Annotated in this window: 14 protein-coding genes and 1 pseudogene; 7 read left to right on the top strand and 8 right to left on the bottom strand. The window is 68.2% G+C overall.

The features are described 5' to 3' along the window. The first annotated feature begins 6 nt into the window (after positions 1-6). Positions 7-1,638 (top strand): NAD(P)/FAD-dependent oxidoreductase, encoded by a 1,632-nt coding sequence (locus AB0O01_RS35340; RefSeq protein ID WP_365320055.1) that lies wholly within the window; start codon positions 7-9, stop codon positions 1,636-1,638. Between the two features lie 160 nt (positions 1,639-1,798). Further along, on the top strand, positions 1,799-2,530 hold the full coding sequence (locus AB0O01_RS35335; RefSeq protein ID WP_365320053.1) for an FCD domain-containing protein: 732 nt from the start codon (positions 1,799-1,801) through the stop codon (positions 2,528-2,530). Between the two features lie 60 nt (positions 2,531-2,590). On the opposite strand, the gene AB0O01_RS35330 is transcribed toward AB0O01_RS35335, so the two are convergent. The 8 genes from AB0O01_RS35330 to benA all read right to left on the bottom strand — a co-directional run bounded on the left by AB0O01_RS35330 (position 2,591) and on the right by benA (position 13,974). Beyond that, positions 2,591-3,376 carry an SDR family NAD(P)-dependent oxidoreductase gene (locus AB0O01_RS35330; protein ID WP_365320051.1) on the bottom strand — a complete coding sequence of 262 codons (786 nt, stop codon included), beginning with the start codon at positions 3,374-3,376 and terminating at the stop codon, positions 2,591-2,593. Between the two features lie 71 nt (positions 3,377-3,447). Beyond that, positions 3,448-4,839, bottom strand: a complete 1,392-nt coding sequence (locus AB0O01_RS35325; protein ID WP_365320049.1) for an APC family permease — start codon at positions 4,837-4,839, stop codon at positions 3,448-3,450. Positions 4,840-6,142: 1,303 nt separating this feature from the next. Beyond that, complete coding sequence (locus AB0O01_RS35320; protein ID WP_365320047.1) at positions 6,143-6,892, bottom strand: SDR family oxidoreductase; 750 nt, start codon at positions 6,890-6,892, stop codon at positions 6,143-6,145. Between the two features lie 576 nt (positions 6,893-7,468). Continuing rightward, positions 7,469-10,258 carry an AAA family ATPase gene (locus AB0O01_RS35315; protein WP_365320045.1) on the bottom strand — a complete coding sequence of 930 codons (2,790 nt, stop codon included), beginning with the start codon at positions 10,256-10,258 and terminating at the stop codon, positions 7,469-7,471. A gap of 33 nt (positions 10,259-10,291) precedes the next feature. After that, a complete protein-coding gene (locus tag AB0O01_RS35310) occupies positions 10,292-11,065 on the bottom strand; it encodes a 1,6-dihydroxycyclohexa-2,4-diene-1-carboxylate dehydrogenase (protein WP_365320043.1) in 774 nt (257 codons plus the stop codon). Next, a complete protein-coding gene (gene benC, locus AB0O01_RS35305; RefSeq protein ID WP_365320041.1) occupies positions 11,062-12,102 on the bottom strand; it encodes a benzoate 1,2-dioxygenase electron transfer component BenC in 1,041 nt (346 codons plus the stop codon). Before benC ends, AB0O01_RS35310 begins: the two co-directional genes overlap by 4 nt. Positions 12,103-12,124: 22 nt before the next feature. After that, positions 12,125-12,619: a benzoate 1,2-dioxygenase small subunit gene (benB, locus tag AB0O01_RS35300; RefSeq protein ID WP_365320128.1), complete on the bottom strand. Its 495-nt coding sequence runs from the start codon at positions 12,617-12,619 to the stop codon at positions 12,125-12,127. 8 nt (positions 12,620-12,627) lie between these two features. Beyond that, positions 12,628-13,974, bottom strand: a complete 1,347-nt coding sequence (gene benA, locus AB0O01_RS35295; protein WP_365320039.1) for a benzoate 1,2-dioxygenase large subunit — start codon at positions 13,972-13,974, stop codon at positions 12,628-12,630. 175 nt (positions 13,975-14,149) lie between these two features. On the opposite strand from benA, the gene AB0O01_RS35290 reads away from it, so the two are divergent. The 5 genes and pseudogenes from AB0O01_RS35290 to AB0O01_RS35270 form a co-directional block, all read left to right on the top strand. Then, positions 14,150-15,124, top strand: a complete 975-nt coding sequence (locus AB0O01_RS35290) for a LysR substrate-binding domain-containing protein (protein ID WP_365320037.1) — start codon at positions 14,150-14,152, stop codon at positions 15,122-15,124. After that, the gene (locus AB0O01_RS35285) at positions 15,121-16,224 is read left to right on the top strand and encodes an enolase C-terminal domain-like protein (protein ID WP_365320035.1); all 1,104 of its coding nucleotides are present in this window, start codon (positions 15,121-15,123) and stop codon (positions 16,222-16,224) included. Before AB0O01_RS35290 ends, AB0O01_RS35285 begins: the two co-directional genes overlap by 4 nt. A gap of 89 nt (positions 16,225-16,313) precedes the next feature. Further along, positions 16,314-17,168 (top strand): catechol 1,2-dioxygenase, encoded by an 855-nt coding sequence (catA, locus tag AB0O01_RS35280; protein ID WP_365320034.1) that lies wholly within the window; start codon positions 16,314-16,316, stop codon positions 17,166-17,168. A 5-nt stretch (positions 17,169-17,173) separates the two neighbouring features. Next, positions 17,174-17,458, top strand: a complete 285-nt coding sequence (gene catC, locus AB0O01_RS35275; protein WP_365320126.1) for a muconolactone Delta-isomerase — start codon at positions 17,174-17,176, stop codon at positions 17,456-17,458. Further along, positions 17,458-17,551 (top strand): annotated as a pseudogene (locus AB0O01_RS35270) (succinyl-CoA--3-ketoacid-CoA transferase); the annotation flags it as partial. The gene catC and the pseudogene AB0O01_RS35270, both read left to right, overlap by 1 nt.

The following is a 17,551-nucleotide window of genomic DNA, read 5'->3' as shown; positions in this document are numbered from 1 at the left end:
CGAGCAATGACCGAGAGCAATGACTCGAAGAAGTACGACCTGCTCATTGTGGGCGCCGGCTTCTCAGGCTTGTACATGATTCACCAGGCGCACCGGATGGGCCTCTCCGTCCTCGCGATCGACCGAGCCGACGACGTGGGTGGCACCTGGTACTGGAACAGGTACCCCGGCGCCCGGTGCGACATCGAGTCCGTCGACTACTGCTATTCGTTCTCCCCCGAGCTCGTCGCCGACTGGAACTGGTCCGAGCGGTACGCGACCCAGCCCGAGATCCTCGCCTACCTCCAGCACGTGGCCGACGTCTTCGACCTGCGCAAGGACATCGAGTTCGGCCGTGAGCTGATCAGCACCCACTGGAACGAGGCGGACCGGACCTGGATCACGACCCTGGACAACGGCACCGATGTCGTCAGCCGCTTCGTCGTCATGGCCGTCGGCAACCTCACTTCCCTGAACGCGCCGGACTTCCCGGGCCTCGACACCTTCAAGGGCCGGACCTTCCACACCGGCACGTGGCCGCACAAGGCGATCGACTTCTTCGGCCGCCGCGTCGCCGTCATAGGCACCGGCTCCTCGGGCATCCAGACCATCCCGAAGGTCGCCGAGCAGGCTGATCAGCTCTACGTCCTCCAGCGGACCCCCAACTACTCCATGCCCGCCCGCAACCGTCCGCTGTCCGACGAGGAGCGCGCCGTCATCAAGGCGGAGAACCAGCACCGCAAGGCCCGCTCGAAGAGGAACGAGAACGGCATCCCTTCCATGGCGGCGACCATTGCCACCTCGGCCGTCGATGACGGCGAGCGGCAGAACCGTTACCAGGAGGGCTGGGAGCGCGGCGGCGTCATGGCGCTCACCGGATGCTTCAACAACCTCTTCGAGAGCGAGGAGGCGAACATCACGGCGCAGGACTTCGCCCGGAGCAAGATCCTGGACATCGTCGAGGACGCGGAGACCGCCAGGAGACTGCTGCCCAGCCATCACATCGGCACCAAGCGGACCTGTGTGGACACCGACTACTACCAGACCTACAACCGGTCCAACGTCGAGCTCGTCGATGTCCGTGAAGACCCCATCGCCGGGATCACCGAGAACGGGATCCAGACCCGCGACCGGCTGCTCGCGGTCGATGACATCATCTTCGCGACCGGCTTCGACGCCATCACCGGCGCCCTGACCGCGGTCGATATCCGGGGCGTAGACGGCCTGACCATCCAGGAATCCTGGTCCGCCGGTCCCCGCACCTACCTCGGTCTGCAGATCTCCGGGTTCCCGAACCTCTTCATGGTCACCGGGCCGCAGAGCCCGGCGTCCCAGTCGAACGCGGCTCTCGCCATCGAGCACCATGTGGAGCTCATCTCCGAGGCCCTGGCGCACATGAAGAAGAACAGCCTCGACCGCATCGAGGCCGCCGTCGAAGCGCAGGACGACTGGGTCGCGCATGCACTCGAGGTCGCCGAAGGCACGCTGTACCTCAAGACGACCAACTCCTGGTACCACGGGGCGAACATCCCTGGGAAGCCGAAGGCGTTCCTGCCGTACGTCGGCGGGGCGGCGAGGTACCGGCGCATCTGCCATGACATCTTCTCGGACGGGTACCGCGGCTTCGAGTTCGCCGGGCCCAGCGACACGCCGGCCTGACCCGGTTCCGGGCCCCGGAGGTCGACGAACGCTCAGCAACCGACGAGCGGCCGGGCATCGTGCCCGGCCGCTCGTCGGTTCTGTGGGCGAACCCGCCTGGCGAGGGAATCAGCATCAGGACAGGTGTTGCAGTATCCTGCGGATTGCTAGGAGGTAGGACGTGCCCGAGGAGACCGGTCTTCAACCCGTGCGGCAGATCGCTGCTCACGAGCTGGCCGTTGAACAGATCCGGCGTTCCCTGGACCTCGGCAAGTTCCGGCCCGGCGAACGGCTCCCCGCGGAACGCGACCTGGCTGAGATGCTCGACGTCTCCCGAAACACCGTCCGCGCCGCAGTCGCTGTCCTCGAACACGAGGGCCGTGTGTCCGTCCGGCGTGGACGCGGTGGCGGGTTCCTGGTCCTCGAGCCCGCGCTCGACCGGGCGCAGCTACGGTTCGACCTGCAGCGCAACGAGGCCGAAGTCCGTGATGCTTTCGACTTCCGTGTCATCGTCGAATCCGGGGCAGCGCGCCTGGCCGCCGAACGCCGTCGCACCGCCGACATGCCGCGCCTCGCGAAGCTGGTGAGGCAGATGGGCGACATCGTCGAGCGGGCAAGGCACGAGGACTCACCCACCCACATCACCGAGTTCAAGCTTCTCGACTCCGCCTTCCACCTCGGCATCGCCCAGGTATCCGGCAACGACCAGCTCGTCGAGGCTGTCGCCCAGGCACGCAGCCGTATGTACCTGCCGGTCAGCGCCGTCTTCAGCCACATCGACCTCAACGCGAACGACCACCACTCCGAGATCCTCGCCGCCATCACTGACAAGGACCCGGACCAGGCGGCCGCCCTCATGACCGCCCACATCAACGAAACGCGCGACGCCCTCCAAGCACTCCTCAAGCTCTGACGCACGTTCCCGTACGAGGACCCTGAAAGCGCAGACGTCGATCGTGCTCCGTGGGCGGCCTCAGACGCCGCCACCGCTCACAGTGATGACCTCGCCGCTCACAGCAGAGGCCAGAGGAGACGCCAAGTACACGAAGGCGTCCGCGACCTCGTGGGACTGGACGAGCCGGCCCAGCGGAATGCCGTCGATGATTCCGCTACGGGCTTCCCCCTCCGACGTGCCACTGCGTTGCGCCTGAAACGGCATGAACGTATCGAGCAGCGAGGTCTCCACGAACCCCGGAGCTACGGCGTTCACCCGAATCTGGTCACGGCCGAGTTCCTTGGACAGGGCCTGAACCATCCCGACGACCGCGAACTTCGACGCGCAGTAGGCCGACATGAAGGCAACACCGGCCTTGCTGGCCAGCGACGACGTCGCGAGGAGCTGTCCTCCGCCGGCGGCTCGCAGGTGCGGAATCGCGTGCACGAACGAGCTGTAGACGCCTGAGACGTTGATACGAAGGGTGCGTTCGAACGATGCGGTCGGCGTCGTCTCCGCAGCAGCCAGGGGCCCGACACCAGCGTTCGCCACTACCACATCCAGGCCACCGAAGCGCTCCGCGGTCCTGTCGATCGCGGCCTTGACCGCGGCATCGTCAGCGACGTCGAGCGTGATGCCGAACGCGTCGAAACCGGCATCTGTCAGTGCGCTCGCCTGAGCGGCAGCACCCCCGCCATCGAGGTCAGCGACAGCAACCGAGGCACCCTCCTCCGCGAAACGCCGCGCAGTTGCCGCACCGATTCCCTGCGCGGCTCCGGTGACGAACGCACGCCGTCCTTCGAGCAGCCCTCGACTGGTCATCATCAGTTGCCTTCCCCAATTGTCCCGACGGCCATCTGCGGCCGTCACTGAGCGTTACTGTCGTGCCCGATACGTCAGTTTTCGAGCATCTTCTCGTACGCCTCTGGCCGCCGGGCCCTCGCGAGCGCGAGAGAACCAGCGCCCAGGGCAAACACGATCGCCGCGAGAACGAAGATGATGTTCGCCGGCTTCTGTCCGCCGACCAGGAGATCGAAGTTCTCGATGACCTTGTAGAGGGTGAACCCGAGCCCCAGAAGCGACAGCACCGGAGCGATGACCGCGTTCCACATGGGATGCGACGCGCGGTTCCGCTGGTGGAACAGGACGACTGCAGCACTCGTCAGGAACATCAGAGAGATGATGCCGAGAGTGGCCACGCCGGTGAACCACGGATAGATCTGCGTCAGCGGGTCGACGCCCCCGATCGCCAGGCCGGCGATCGCCGTGAACGAGATCGCGGTGACGACCACGGACGCCTTCGACGGTGCGAGGTGCTTCGGGTGCACCTCACCCAGAACCCTGGGCAGCACACCACCGTTCGAAAGGTTGAAAATGTAACGTGCGACGACATTGACGAACGTCAGGACGCCGGCAACGAAACTGGTGACGATAAGAATCGTGATGACGTCCTTCATCGCAGTTCCGATGTACTCGACCGCAACGTTGTTCACCGCGTTCCCAGGGTCGGCGCTGATGACCGAGAGTGCCTGGCCGGGCCCGATGCCGATGGCGAGACACCAGGCGGTGAATGCGTAGACAAAGCCGATGAGTGCGACTGCGATGTACGTAGCGCGCGGGATCGTGCGCTCCGGGTTCTTGGCCTCGCTGCGGAACACGGCAGTGGCCTCGAAACCGATGAACCCGAGGAATGCGAAGGTCAGGCCGAGTCCCGGTGCGCCGTCGAGCATCCTGGTGACATCGAGCGGAGATGCGCCGATACCGCTGCGACCGCCCTGCGCGAAGATCGCAAAGTCAACGATCAGCACAACCAAGGTCTCCAGGATGAGCAGGACGGCGAGAAGCTTGGCGCTGACCTCGATGTCCCGGTAGGCCATGAAGCCCGCAAAGACAACGAGGAGGAGCACACACACCCACCACTTCGCGTCGATGTTGAGGTACTCCTTGGAAGCCGCTGACGCAACAACACCGAAGTACGCCAGGGTTCCGATCAGAAGTACGGAGTAGGAGACGAGAGCGAGCGCCGCCGCCCCGGCGCCGGGGATCTTTCCGAGCCCAGCCTGAACGTAGGAGTAGAACGCACCCGCATTCTGAACATGCCGGCTCATCAGCGTGAAGCCGACAGAGAAGAGCCCGAGGAGGAGCCCGGCGGCCACGAAGTACAGCGGCGACACCTGGTTCCCGCTGGCCGCGAAGACTGTCGGCACCACGGCAACGCTGGTTGCGAGCGGCGCTGCGCCCGCGACGACCATGTAGACGATCGACGCAACGCCAAGCCTGCGGTCCAACTGAGGGTCGTCACCCCGGGTTGCCGGAGAGGTACGGGACGCACCGGTAGTTGTCATCTGCTACTTCTCCCTGTTGCACGTGGCCGAGACAATGGGCTCGTGCTCTCGGGCCGCCGGATCGTGCCTTCGAGCCCGTCCCCGCCGTCTTCGCAGGGTTGCCGCAGCGACACGAACTAGTCAGGTTGATCGGCTTCCGGCCCACGTGGCCACAATTCAGTTGCCGGCGACCAAGAGCGGAGGAAATCTCCAATGGTCGAATCTTCAGGTCTTTAATCCCCTGTGTCAACGGTTTCGGCCAGAAAAATGTGACAGATATCCTAGTGAATGTCCGAGATCAGCCTTGCCCTCTCGACCTTGAGATGGTTTGGGCCTCAGGCGGCGCGGGGCGCCTCCCAACCAGCGGAACGCGTCCGCGCGACCACTGGTCCATGTGTGTCACGGGACGGAAGAGCATGTGCTGCGAGCAGGGCAGCGCTATCACGAATGCCCTGATCCGGTGCCGTTCACGGGTCCTCGGTCTGACCCGGTGCCCTGAAGGAAGCACTGGCCCATATGGGCTTCCGGGCCTGGCTCAACGTCTCGCCGGCACCGTGAACTTCGAGCGGTCCGCCCCGCCCGGCAGGTTCACGCGCACCCACCACCGGAACGGTGTGAGCGAGGCCTTGAGCTTCTGCTCATCACGCAGGCGCTGATGGATCGCGGGTGACCGTGACGGTCTCCATCAACTGCTCGGCAAGGGCAGGAGCGACCGGCGTCCGACAGGTTCCACGACCCCGCAGACGACCAGGCGGTAGGCCGAACTCGACGGTCAGCACGGGGCGTTGGCGGACCTGGCATCGGACCTGGCATCCGTGAGACAGGTCCCGGGAGGAGCGGCCCATGCCCTGCTCCGCGGGGCCGGTCCTCGGTCATCACAGCAACCGTGCACCTGGCGACTGCTGCCCCTCTCCCCCGAGCCCGTCGTCGCCGGATCCCTCCTCGTCCGGCTCATCGACGCCGGCCACCAGGTCATCATGAACGGCCCCGGCCACCGGCCCGACAAGCGGCCGGAGAACCCCGCCATCCCCTCCAGCCAGGCAGCTCCGCGGGCCCCAGGGGCTGGGGGGTACCCGACCAAGGCCCCCGGGCGGCTTACGCCGTCTTCGACAGGAGTCACTCGCGGCAGGATCAGCCCGATCGCCCCCGAACAGCGATCGGACACACCGGCCGCTGCCGCACGGCAAGGTGTCCACGCTTCGGGCGGGAAACCCTTTGAACGAAACCGCCCCGAAGAGCTGGCACACGGGCGCCTGACCCTAGCCCGCTACGCGACCTTGATCATCAAACCGCCATCCACAACCAGATCGATGCCCGTAACGAATGACGCATCGTCCGAAAGGAGATAGCAGGCCGCCTGGGCGATGTCCTTCGGGAGCCCGAGACGGCCCAGGGGCGCACGCTGTTCCATCGCAGTGCGCCGGTTGGGGTCTGCTTCATAGATGTCCGAGATCATCGGGCTCAGCACCGCGCCCGGACAGATCGTGTTCGACCGGATGCCTTCAGCGGCGTGGTTCATCGCGATTCCGCGCGACAAGCTGATCAATGCCGCCTTGGAGACCTGATAGGCGTCGCCCGGTCCATCCGATGTGCGAAGCCCGGCAAGGCTCGCAATGTGGACCATCGAACCCGACCGCTGACTCCGCATCACAGACAGTGCCGCACGTGCGAACAGCATCGGGCCGTTCAGGTTGATGCCGATCATGCGGTGCCAGACATCCATCGGCATGTCCGCAACCGACCCGTCACGGTCGAACCAAGCGACTCCGGCCGCGTTGACCAGGTAGTCGAGGCGGCCGGTGATGTCCATCGCAAGACCGACCGCATCGCCGGCCGTTTCGGAGCGACTGACATCGGCTCCGAGAAAGTGCACGGGCTCCGGCAGCTCGGCCGGCCGCTCCTTGAGGTCAACGGCTACGACACGGGCGCCTCGCTCCGACAAGCGCTTCGCAATGGCCAGGCCGATACCTCCACCCGCCCCGGTGACAAGTGCGGTTCGGCCTTCCATCGGCGTCATGTCGACCTTCCGGGCACAGACCGCGCCGAGTCGGGCCTGCTATGACGGCCCAAGCCGATCAGGGTATCGGGCACTGGTCCTCCTTCCAGTCGTAGAAGCCCCACCCAGATCTCCGGCCGAGGTCACCGCGGGTGATCATGTCGATCATGAGTTGTCGCGGCTCGGAGCGCGAGCCGAGCCCTTCGCCGCGGCGTCCCCGTCCTCGACCCTGCGGACCGCCGGCCTCCCGTGGGCGGGGCCGAGCCGGTCTGCCGGCGAACCGAGGGGGCAGGACCACGGCCGGCGCTCTCCGAAGCTCGCTGTACCTGGCCCACAGACACGTCGGCGCATCCGGGACGGGTGCGAGCGGCGATCACCGCCCCGGTGAGGGTACTCGTCGGCACCGGGTTGAGGAAGCGCAGGCCGGCAAGGCGTTCGGGATGGCGCAGCCCGTCACCGAGCGCACCTGGGCTGGTCGAACGCGGCAGCGGGCCCGCCTCGAACGGGAGGCTCCACGGTCTCACGTGATCCCCGACGGCAAGGGGCACGGCATCGTCCATGCCCCGCTGCGCGCAGGTCAGTCGGACCGCGAGGCCGTCAGTCGGCCGACAGCGAATCCCTGAACTGCGCGGCGAGTTCACTGCGGGAGCGGACGCCCAGCTTCGCGTACACATGTGTCAGGTGGTACTGCACGGTCTTGACCGAGATGAAGAGTTCCAGTGCCGTGTGCTGGTTGCTGGCGCCGACGGCGACGAGCTGGGCCACGGCCCGCTCCTGCGGGGTGAGCTGGGCCAGGCCCGAGGTGAGACGGCGGGGGCTCAGTCCACCCGCCTGGAGCTCGCGGTCACAGCGCGCCACATAGGTGTGGGCGCCGAGGGTCGCGTAGGCGTCACGGGCGTTGCGCAGGACGCTGTCGGCCTCGCGGCGTTTGCCCGCCCGACGCAGGGTCTGACCGTAGGCGAAGTTGATCCTGGCACGGTCGTACGGCAAGGGCAGGTGTTCCAGCAGGGCCAGGGCACGTTCGAACTCCTGGCGGGCGGCTTCGATATCACCGCGCGCGGCGATGAGCCGGCTGCGGGCGAGGCCGTTGCGGGCCTGGGCGGAACGGTGGCCCCGGCGGGCGGCCAGTTCCTCGTACGGTGTGAGGAAGGTGTCGGCCTCGTCCAGGCGGCCGATCACCACGAGGGCATTGGCGTACACATCGGGCCAGGGCCAGAAGCCGGGTTCGTCGACGGTCTCCCGTTCGGTGAGCTGGACCACCGGTGAGAGGGCCTCGACCACCCGTTCGTAGTCGCCCCGTGCCTCGGCGACCTGGGCGCGAGCCAGGCACGACGGTATGAGCATGACCTTGTAGTGGTGGAGGCCGGCTGCGGCCTCGTCCACCTGCCGGTCGGCCTCGTCCCAGTCGCCGCGCAGAGCGTGGATCTGCGCGCCGGTCCAGTGCACGAGTGGGCGCACCAGCTCGATCCGCACTTCCGCGAGCCGTGCGGCGGCACGCTGCACGGTCTCCAGGGCTTCGGGCCAGGAACCCAGCGCGAACTGGGTGCGGGCCAGCCACCCCTCGGCCCACAGGGAGATACGGGTGGAGCCCATGCGGAAGCCGGTCGGTACCGCCGCTTCGAGGCGGGAGCGGGCGGCTTCGGGCGCGTCCAGGGCAAGGTCCACCCAGCCACGGCCCAGCTGGAACCGCTGGTGCTGGGCGCTGCCGGGCATCTCGGCCACGGCCGTCTCGTACGCGGCCAGCGCCTCCTGGGGGCGGCCCATCGCCGCCAGGCCCAGTCCGAGCACGGCCTCCGACTCGATGGCGGAGGGGTCGTCCGGGTCTGGGGCGAACTCGATGGCCCGGCGGGCCCAGTCGACCAGGTCGCTTCCGTCCCAGCGGCCCAGGGCGTCCAGGACGCGCCGCTGGCAGATCCTGGCCATCAGCTCGCGGTGGTGCTCGGGGTCGCAGCGTTCCCAGCCCTGGGTCAGGAAGGCGTCCGCCTCGGCGGGCCGGCCGCGCATGATGGCGAGGTAGCCGAGAACCGTGTCGCGCAGGGCGCCGGCCGGGAAACTCTGCAGTTCGGCCGCGAACGCGGTGGCCTGGGGCACGTCGCCGGCCCCGATCATCGCGTCGACCGCGCGGAGCAGCCGGTCCTCCCGGGTGGCCCGTACCCCGCTCAGGCGTCCGGCCCGGACCAGGGTGTCTGCGACCGCCGACCACTCCCCCGCCTGCGCGCGTTCAGCGGCGTACAGGTCGAGTTCCCCGGCGAGGGCCTCGTCCGTCCTCGTGGTGGCGGCCACGCGGTGATTCAGCCGGCTGCCGGGGTCCTCGGTGATCTCCGCGGCACGCAGGTGCAGCGCGGCACGCCGTGTCAGGTCGATGCCGGTGAGGACGGCGGCACGGACCAGCGGGTGGGGGAACGCCAGCAGGGCGTGGCCCGGCTCGGCGGTCGTGGTCAGCAGGCCGGCCGTACATGACTCGTCCGCGGCGGGCAGCGGGCTGTCCAGACCCGCCAGGAGGGAGGCGGCGCTCAGCGACGTCTTTTCCCCCAGGACCGCGCACGCCTCGACCAGGGACCGGGCAGCCGGACCGCAGCCGGCCAGGCGGTGACGGACCGTCGCCGCGTAACGGGTCGGCGCAGGCAGTTCGGGGCGCCAGTCCTCCCATGTCTCCGGGGGAAGCTCACGCAGCAGCTCGGTCGCGTACCGGGGGTTGCCACCGGTGTGGTGGCACAGATGCCGGGCCGCGGGCAGGTCGAGGGCGAGTCCGGCCAGGCCGTGGGCCACGTCGCGTACCTCCTGCGGGGTCAGCGGCCTGGGGCGCAGTGCGTCGCCCCGGCAGCCTTCGAGGAAGTCCAGGGTGCGCAGGGCGGACGCGGTCAGCGCGGCGCCCGGACCCGGTGCGTCGGAGGTCTCCCGGGGATCGTCCCGTGCGATCAGGATGACGACAACCCGCTGCTGGGACATGAGACGCACCGCGGAGCGCACCGCCCTCAGGCTCTCCGCGTCCGCCCAGTGGGCGTCGTCGACGATCACGATCAGCGGTTCGCGCTGCTGGTGGGAGGCCCACTGGCGGTGGAGCAGCCGGCCGGTGGTGAGTGCGGCCTCCGGTGCTGTCGGGGCGGGCAGCGCGAGGGCGCTCCCGCCGCGGTGGACGAGCTGGCCGGCGATGCCCAGCGGCACCTCGCACTCCCAGGAGACGCCGGCGACGCGGTACACGCCCAGGGCTCCCTCGTGCCCGGCCAGCGCTTCTTCGACGAGTGCCGTCTTGCCGATCCCGGCCGGGCCCTCCAGGAGGAGGAGCCCGGGACGACCGCGGAGGGCGTCGTCGATCGCGCGGGCCAGCACGGCCGTCTCGTCGCCCCGTCCGACGAGACGGGGCCGCTGATCAGGGTGATTGCCCATGGGATCGCACGCTAGCATCGCCGGCCGGGCGGGTCATCCGAGGTCTCCGCCGGCGACGGGCAGTACGGTGCCGGTGATGTACGACGCCTCGTCCGATGCCAGGAAGCAGATCGCACCCGCCTGCTCGTCCAGCGTGCCGTACCGCTTCATGAGGGACGAGGCGACCGTCTGGTCGACAACCTGCCGGGCCCAGGTCCGTTCCTGGTCGGTGCCGGGCTCGGGACCGCGGGCGACGCGGCGGTCCGGGGCGTCCGTGCCGCCCGGCGCGGTGGCCACCACCCTGATGCCGTACGGAGCCGTCTCCAGGGCCAGGGAGGCCGTGAGGGCGTTGATGCCGCCCTTCGCCGCCGCGTACGGGACGCGGTGGATGCCGCGGGTGGCCACCGAGGAGACATTGACGATGGTGCCGCCCTGGCGTGCGATGAGGTGCGGGAGCACGGCACGGCAGGTCCACAGGGTGGGGAACAGGGACCGCTGGACCTCGGCCTGGATCTCTTCGGGGGTGTAGTGCTCGTACGGCTTGAAGCGGATGGCGCCGCCCACGTTGTTGACCAGGACGTCGATCCGGCCGAGCAGTTCCAGGGACGCTGCGATGGCGGCCTGTGCGCCCTGGTAGGTCTCCAGGTCGGCGAGGACCGCGCGGGCGCCGAGATCCTTCGCCGCGTCCCGGACCGTGTCGGCGCGGTCCACCAGCACGACCTGTGCGGACTCGGCGGCGAGCCGGCGGGCCACCGCGAGGCCGATGCCCTGGCCGGCGCCGGTGACGACGGCGGTCCTTCCAGCGAACCGGCCTGTGTGCACGCTCATGCCGCCTCCGCCGTTGCGAGCGACGCGTCGGTGGCGGCCGGGGTGAACTTCTCGTAGTGGAAGCCCGCCGGAGCGACCCCGAGGGCCGCGATCCGGTGGCGCACCGCCTCCACCATGGGCGGCGGTCCGCACAGGTACACATCCGCGCCGCCGCCGTGGAGGGTGCCGGCGTCCATGAGCCCGGTGACGAAACCCTTGTTGCGGGCGGTGCTCGACGGGTCCGCCACGCAGTGGTCGAAGGTGAAGCCGGGAAGGGTCCGCAGGTAGTCCTCCAGGGTGTCCAGGTGGACGAGGTCCTGGTCGGTGGTGACGCCGTAGATCAGATGGACCGGGTGGGCGGACGGACGCTGGGCCATGCGCTCCAGCATGGACAGCAGGGGTGCGAGGCCGGTGCCGCCCGCCAGCAGCAGGACGGGCCGGGCGGGTTCACGGAGGTAGAAGCCGCCGATCGGGCCGGTGAACTCGATGCGGTCGCCCACCCTGGCGCGCTCGCCGAGATAGGTGGACATCGCGCCGCCCTCGACGATCCGGACGAGAAAGGACACCTGCCGCCTGTCGGGCCCCGAGCTGAAGGAGTACGAACGGGTGCGGTCCGTGCCGGGGACGGCGATGTTGACGTACTGGCCGGGCAGGAAGTCCAGCCCCGCCCGGTCGTCGACGTCGAGGGTGAACTCGGCGGTGGTGGCGGAGAGACGCCGGAGGGAGGTGAGGGCGGCGGTGTGCCGGACGGCGGCGGTCTTCGCGGCGGCGGACGAGGACGGGATACCCAGGACGAGGTCGCTGTGCGGGGTCATCTGGCAGGGCAGGCAGTAGCCGCGCCCCGCCTCCTCCTCGGTCAGCGCCTCGTCGATGTAGTCGCCGGCGTCGTAGCTGCCCGACTCGCACAGGGACTTGCAGGTCCCGCAGGCGCCGTCGCGGCAGTCGAGTGGGATGTTGATGCGGGCCTTGTAGGCGGCTTCGGCGACGGTCTCGTGCGGACGGCACTCGATGAACCGGGTGACGCCGTCCTCGAAGTTCAGGGCGACCTGGAAAGGCATGGGGTTGCTCATTTCGAGGTGGTCAGACGTGGTAGATGTCGACGACGTGATGCACATAGTCGTTCTTGAGGACGACCCTCTTGCTGCGGATCAACGGCTCGGGGCCGCTGATGTCGAGCCGGTAGAAGGACGTGCCGAAGTAGGTGTCGGTCGTCTGGTAGCGGTAGTAGAGCGTGAACCAGTTGAAGCGCACGTCGACCAGGTCGCCGTCGCGGCCGGTGATCTCGACATTGGTGATGTTGTGGCCGGTGCGCGGCTCGGGCAGGCTGGTCGCGCTGGAGCGGTCGGTGCGGATGCGGAACACCCGGTCCTCAAGACCTGCCCGGCTCGGGTAGTAGACCAGGGAGATCTCGCGTTGCGGGTCGCGGGTGAGTTCGTCGTCGTCGGCCCAGGCCGGCATCCAGAACTCGGCGTCGGGGTGGTAGCACTCCAGCCACTTCTCGAACTCGCGGTCGTCCAGGTGGCGGGCCTCTCGGTAGAGGAACCGGCGGACCGCCTCCAGTGTCATCTCGCTCACGGTCGTGGTCACTTCGCCGCTCCCAGGGCGTCGCGCAGGGTCTGGCGCCAGTAGCCGTGCTGGATGGGGTAGAGGCCCTCGTCCTCGGTGCGCACCCCGCTGACGAGCGGGGTGATGCCGATCTTCCTGGCGTCCTCGTCGGGTCCGTCGAGCTGGTGCACGGCGCCGCGGCTGAGGTCGTTCCAGGGCATGGACTCGGCCAGGTAGGTCTTCTGGCAGGAGCGGAACTCCTCCAGATCGTCGGGGGTGGCCATACCGGTGGCGTTGAAGAAGTCCTCGTACTGCCGGATGCGGCGGGCCCGGTCCTCGGCCGGCTCGCCCTTGGGGGCGATGCAGTAGATGGTGACCTCGGTCCGGTCGACCGAGATGGGCCTGAAGTGCCGGATCTGGGAGCTGAACTGGTCCATCAGATAGACGTTCGGGTAGAGGCAGAGATTGCGGGAGACACCGATCATCCAGTCGGCCTTCTCCGGGCCGAACTCGGCGGCCAGATCGTCCCGCTTCCCGTACAGCGGACGGTTCGTCGGATCGAGCCACTTGGTCCACAGCAGCAGATGGCCGTGGTCGAAGGAGTAGAAGCCGCCCTTCTGCTTCGACCAGCCACCCGCGTCCATTGTCTTCGTCTCGTTCTTCGACTCGCCGGAGGTCCGGCGGGCCTGGGTGGCGGCGTAGTTCCAGTGGGTCGCGGAGACGTGATAGCCATCGGCGCCGTTCTCCGCCTGGAGCTTCCAGTTGCCGTCGTAGTGGTACGTCGAGGAGCCGCGCAGGACCTCCAGACCCTCCGGGGACTGGTCGACGATCATGTCGATGACGACGGCCGCGTCACCGAGGTGCTCGGTCAGGGGTTTCACGTCCGGGCTCAGGCTGCCGAACAGGAACCCCCGGTAATTCTCGAACCGGGCGACCTTCTTCAGGTCGTGCGAGCCGTCGGTGTTGAACTGCTCCGGGTACCCGGCGTCGCGCGGGTCCTTCACCTTGAGCAGCTTGCCGCTGTTGCTGAAGGTCCAGCCGTGGAAGGGGCAGGTGAACGTCGTCCGGTTGTCGGTCTTCCGGCGGCACAGCATCGCGCCGCGGTGACTGCACGCGTTGACCAGACAGTGCAACTCACCCTGCTTGTCACGGGAGATGACGACAGGTTGCCTGCCGATGTAGGTCGTGAAGTAACTTCCGATCTCCGGGATCTGGCTCTCGTGCGCGAGATAGATCCAGTTCCCCTCGAAGATGTGTCTCATCTCCAGCTCGAAGAGTTCCTCATCGGTGAAGACGCTCCTGCGGACCCGGTACACACCGCTGTCCGGGTCCTCCACGAGGGCATCCTCAAGGATGGTCCGTGCGCGGCTGAAGTCGTCGGCCATGATCCCGTCCCTCTCACTCGACCGGGCCGCCGGACGGGCCGGCCTCGTTGCCAGTGCTTTTCAGCACCATGACAGCGAGATGAAGGGTCGGCCCCAGACAATCCCCCAGGGTTGACCCAGGGGGGTATTGATATCCCATACGTCTCAATACGATGCCATCAAGTATTTGTGCCGTATGGGGTTCGATTCCTACGCTGGAGCACATTCGAGGCCCCCAGGGAAAGGGGTCGGCCCGATGGAGCTCCGAAATCTTCGCTATTTCCTGGCGGTCGCCGAGACATGTCATTTCGGAAAGGCGGCGGAACGGCTGCACATGGCACAGCCGCCGCTGTCCCAGGCGATCCGCCGCCTGGAGCGGGAACTCGGGGTGGACCTGTTCGTCCGCACCACCCGTCAGGTCGTCCTGACCGGTGCCGGCGAGGTGTTCCGCACCGATGTGGAACACATCCTCAAGGCAGTCGACGAGGCGGTGGCGAGGGTGGGGCGCCTCGCCACCGGTGTGGAGGGGGTGCTCAGGGTCGGCCTGACGGGCTCCGCCTCGTACCGTCAACTGCCCGTACTGGCACGGCTGCTCAAGCGGGAGATGCCGCACGCGATGATGGAGGTGCACACCGAGATGCTCACACCCGCCCAGGAGTCGGCGCTCATCGAACGGCGGCTGGACGTCGGTGTGCTGCGCCCGCCGATCCGCCAGGAAGGCATTGCGCACCGAGCGCTGGCCGACGAGCCGCTGGTCGCTGTCGTACCGAGCGAGCACCGGCTCGCCGGGGCCGACCTGGTCCGTATCGGGGACCTGCGCCACGAGGACTTCATCATGTACGGCGCCACCCTCGGCTCCGTGGTCAATGACGCGGTCGTCCGCACCTGTCTCAGCAGCGGCTTCTATCCGCACTGCGCATACGAGGTCACCGAGACATCGGCCGCCCTGGCCCTGGTCGCCGCCGGCCTGGGCATCGCCGTCCTGCCGGACTCCATCCGCTCCGCACCCCGCGAGGGCGTGCTGTGCAAGGCCATAGGGGACGCGGACGCCCCGTCCGTTCCGCTGGCCCTGGCCTGGCGCACGGACGACACCTCCCCCCTGCTCCACCACCTCCTGAGTGTGCTGGAGCGCAACGGCGTCTTTCTTCAAGGAATCGAAGGAGTGGCATGAAGATCGTCGGGATCGAGGCAATACCCTTCGCCATTCCCTACGCGAAACCACTGAGGTTCGCGAGCGGCGAAGTGCACATCGCCGAGCACGTCCTGGTACGGGTGCACACCGACGAAGGGCTGACGGGGACCGCCGAAGCACCACCCCGCCCCTACACCTACGGCGAGACCCAGGAATCGATCGTCGCGGTGATCGAGAAGATCTTCGCGCCGCAGATCCTCGGGCTGACCCCACTGGAACGGGAAGCCGTCCACGAGCGTCTCGACCGGACCGTCGGCAACCCCGCCGCCAAATCCGCCGTCGACATGGCACTGTGGGACATTCTCGGCCAGGCCGCGGGCATGCCGGTCTCCGGGCTGCTCGGCGGCTACACGGACCGCATGCGGGTGAGTCACATGGTCGGCTTCGCCCCGGTCGGGGACATGGTCGCGGACGCCATACGGATCAGGGACACCTACGGCATCACCACGTTCAAGGTGAAGGTCGGCCGCAAGCCCTACACCGACGACGTCGCCGCCTGCCGCGGCCTGCGCGAAGCGCTCGGCCCGGACATCGACCTGTACATCGACGGCAACCGGGGCTGGAGCGCCTCCGATTCCGCGCGGGCACTGCGGGAGATGGCCGACCTCGGTCTGACCTTCGCCGAGGAACTGTGCCCGGCCGACGATGTGCTGTCCCGCCGGTGGCTCGTGCGGCAGAGCACGGTCCCCTTCATCGCCGACGAAAGCGCCACCGGCGCGGCCGAGGTGACCCGGGAACTCCTCGGCGGCTCGGCAACCGCCATCAGCATCAAGACCGCCCGCACCGGTTTCACCGGCTCCCAGCGCGTGCTGCACCTGTGCGAGGGCCTCGGAGTGGAGACGGTGCTGGGCAACCAGATCGACGGCCAGATCGGCACCCTGTGCGCGGTCGCCTTCGGCGCGGCCCACCGCTCCGCCTCACTGCACGCCGGTGAACTGTCCAACTTCCTCGACATGACCGACGACCTGCTCACCGAGCCCCTCACCATCGAGTCCGGCACCCTGCACATCCGCGAAGGCGCCGGACTCGGCATCGACATCGACCCGGACAAACTGGCGCGCTACCGCCTGGACACCTGACGCCTCATCGGCGCCTCCAGTACACCTCACGCCTCACCCATCCGGCATCCCCTCCTCAGACGCATCCTCCAAGGGACGGAAGACAGACCATGACCGACATCACCACCGAACGGGCCACCGCAGCCGCGTCCGGCGCCGCCGCCACCGAGCAGTTCCGCACCAGACAGGGCGCGGGGACGGCCGACGTCGACACCAAGCGTGTCGACACCCTCGTCACCGAGCTTCTCAGCGCCGCACACGACATCATCCGCCGCCACAAGGTCACCTACGCCGAGTACGACGCCCTCAAGGCATGGCTCATCCGGGTGGGCGAGGACGGCGAGTGGCCGCTCTTCCTCGACGTGTGGATCGAGCACGTCGTCGAGGACGTCGCGGCCGAGAACCGGGAAGGCAGCAAGGGCACCATCGAGGGGCCCTACTACGTTCCCGGCGCCCCGGCCCTCGACGCACGGGCGACGCTGCCCATGCGCGAGGACGAGAGGGGGACCGGCCTGCTCTTCCAGGGGCAGGTGACGAGCGTCAGCGGTGCCCCGTTGGCCGGGGCCACCCTGGAGATCTGGCAGGCCGACGCCGACGGCTACTACTCGCAGTTCGCCCCGGACCTGCCGGAGTGGAACCTGCGCGGCACGGTCAGCGTGGACGACGAGGGCCGCTTCGGGATCCACACCGTCGAGCCGGCGCCCTACCAGATACCGACGGACGGATCCTGCGGCAGGCTGATCGCCGCCGCGGGCTGGCACGCCTGGCGCCCGGCCCATCTGCACCTCAAGGTCGCGGCGCCCGGACACCAGCCCGTGACCACCCAGTTGTACTTCAAGGGCGGCAGCCATGTCGCCGACGACATCGCCTCCGCCGTCAAACCCGAGCTGATCCTCGAACCCGGCCTGGCCGCGAACGGCAAGGACCGCGAAGTCACCTACGCGTTCGTCCTCGACAGGGCGTGAACACGGTGCTGTTCGCGGTGCGCATGGACGTCGATCTCCCGCCCGATCTCGACTCCGAGGTGCGCGCGGACCTGCTGGCCCGGGAGCGGGCCTACTGCCAGACGCTCCAGAAGTCCGGCGAGTGGGCGCACATCTGGCGGTGCGTCGGGCAGTACGCCAACATCAGTGTCTTCGACGTCCAGGACAACGAGGCGCTGCACCGGATCCTGTGGGACCTCCCGCTCCATCCCTATATGAACATCGAGGTCACACCCCTGGCACAGCACCCGTCGGATCTGGCGGCGGGCTGATGGACAAGGTGGTCGCCTCGGCTGCGGCGGCGGTGGGTGATGTGCCGGAGGGCGCGTCGCTCGCGGTGGGTGGTTTCGGGCTCAGCGGGGTGC

It is taken from the genome of Streptomyces sp. NPDC093252 (assembly GCF_040683675.1).
In the GTDB taxonomy this organism is placed as follows: Bacteria; Actinomycetota; Actinomycetes; order Streptomycetales; family Streptomycetaceae; genus Streptomyces.
This window is presented reverse-complemented; position numbering and strand designations above follow the sequence as displayed.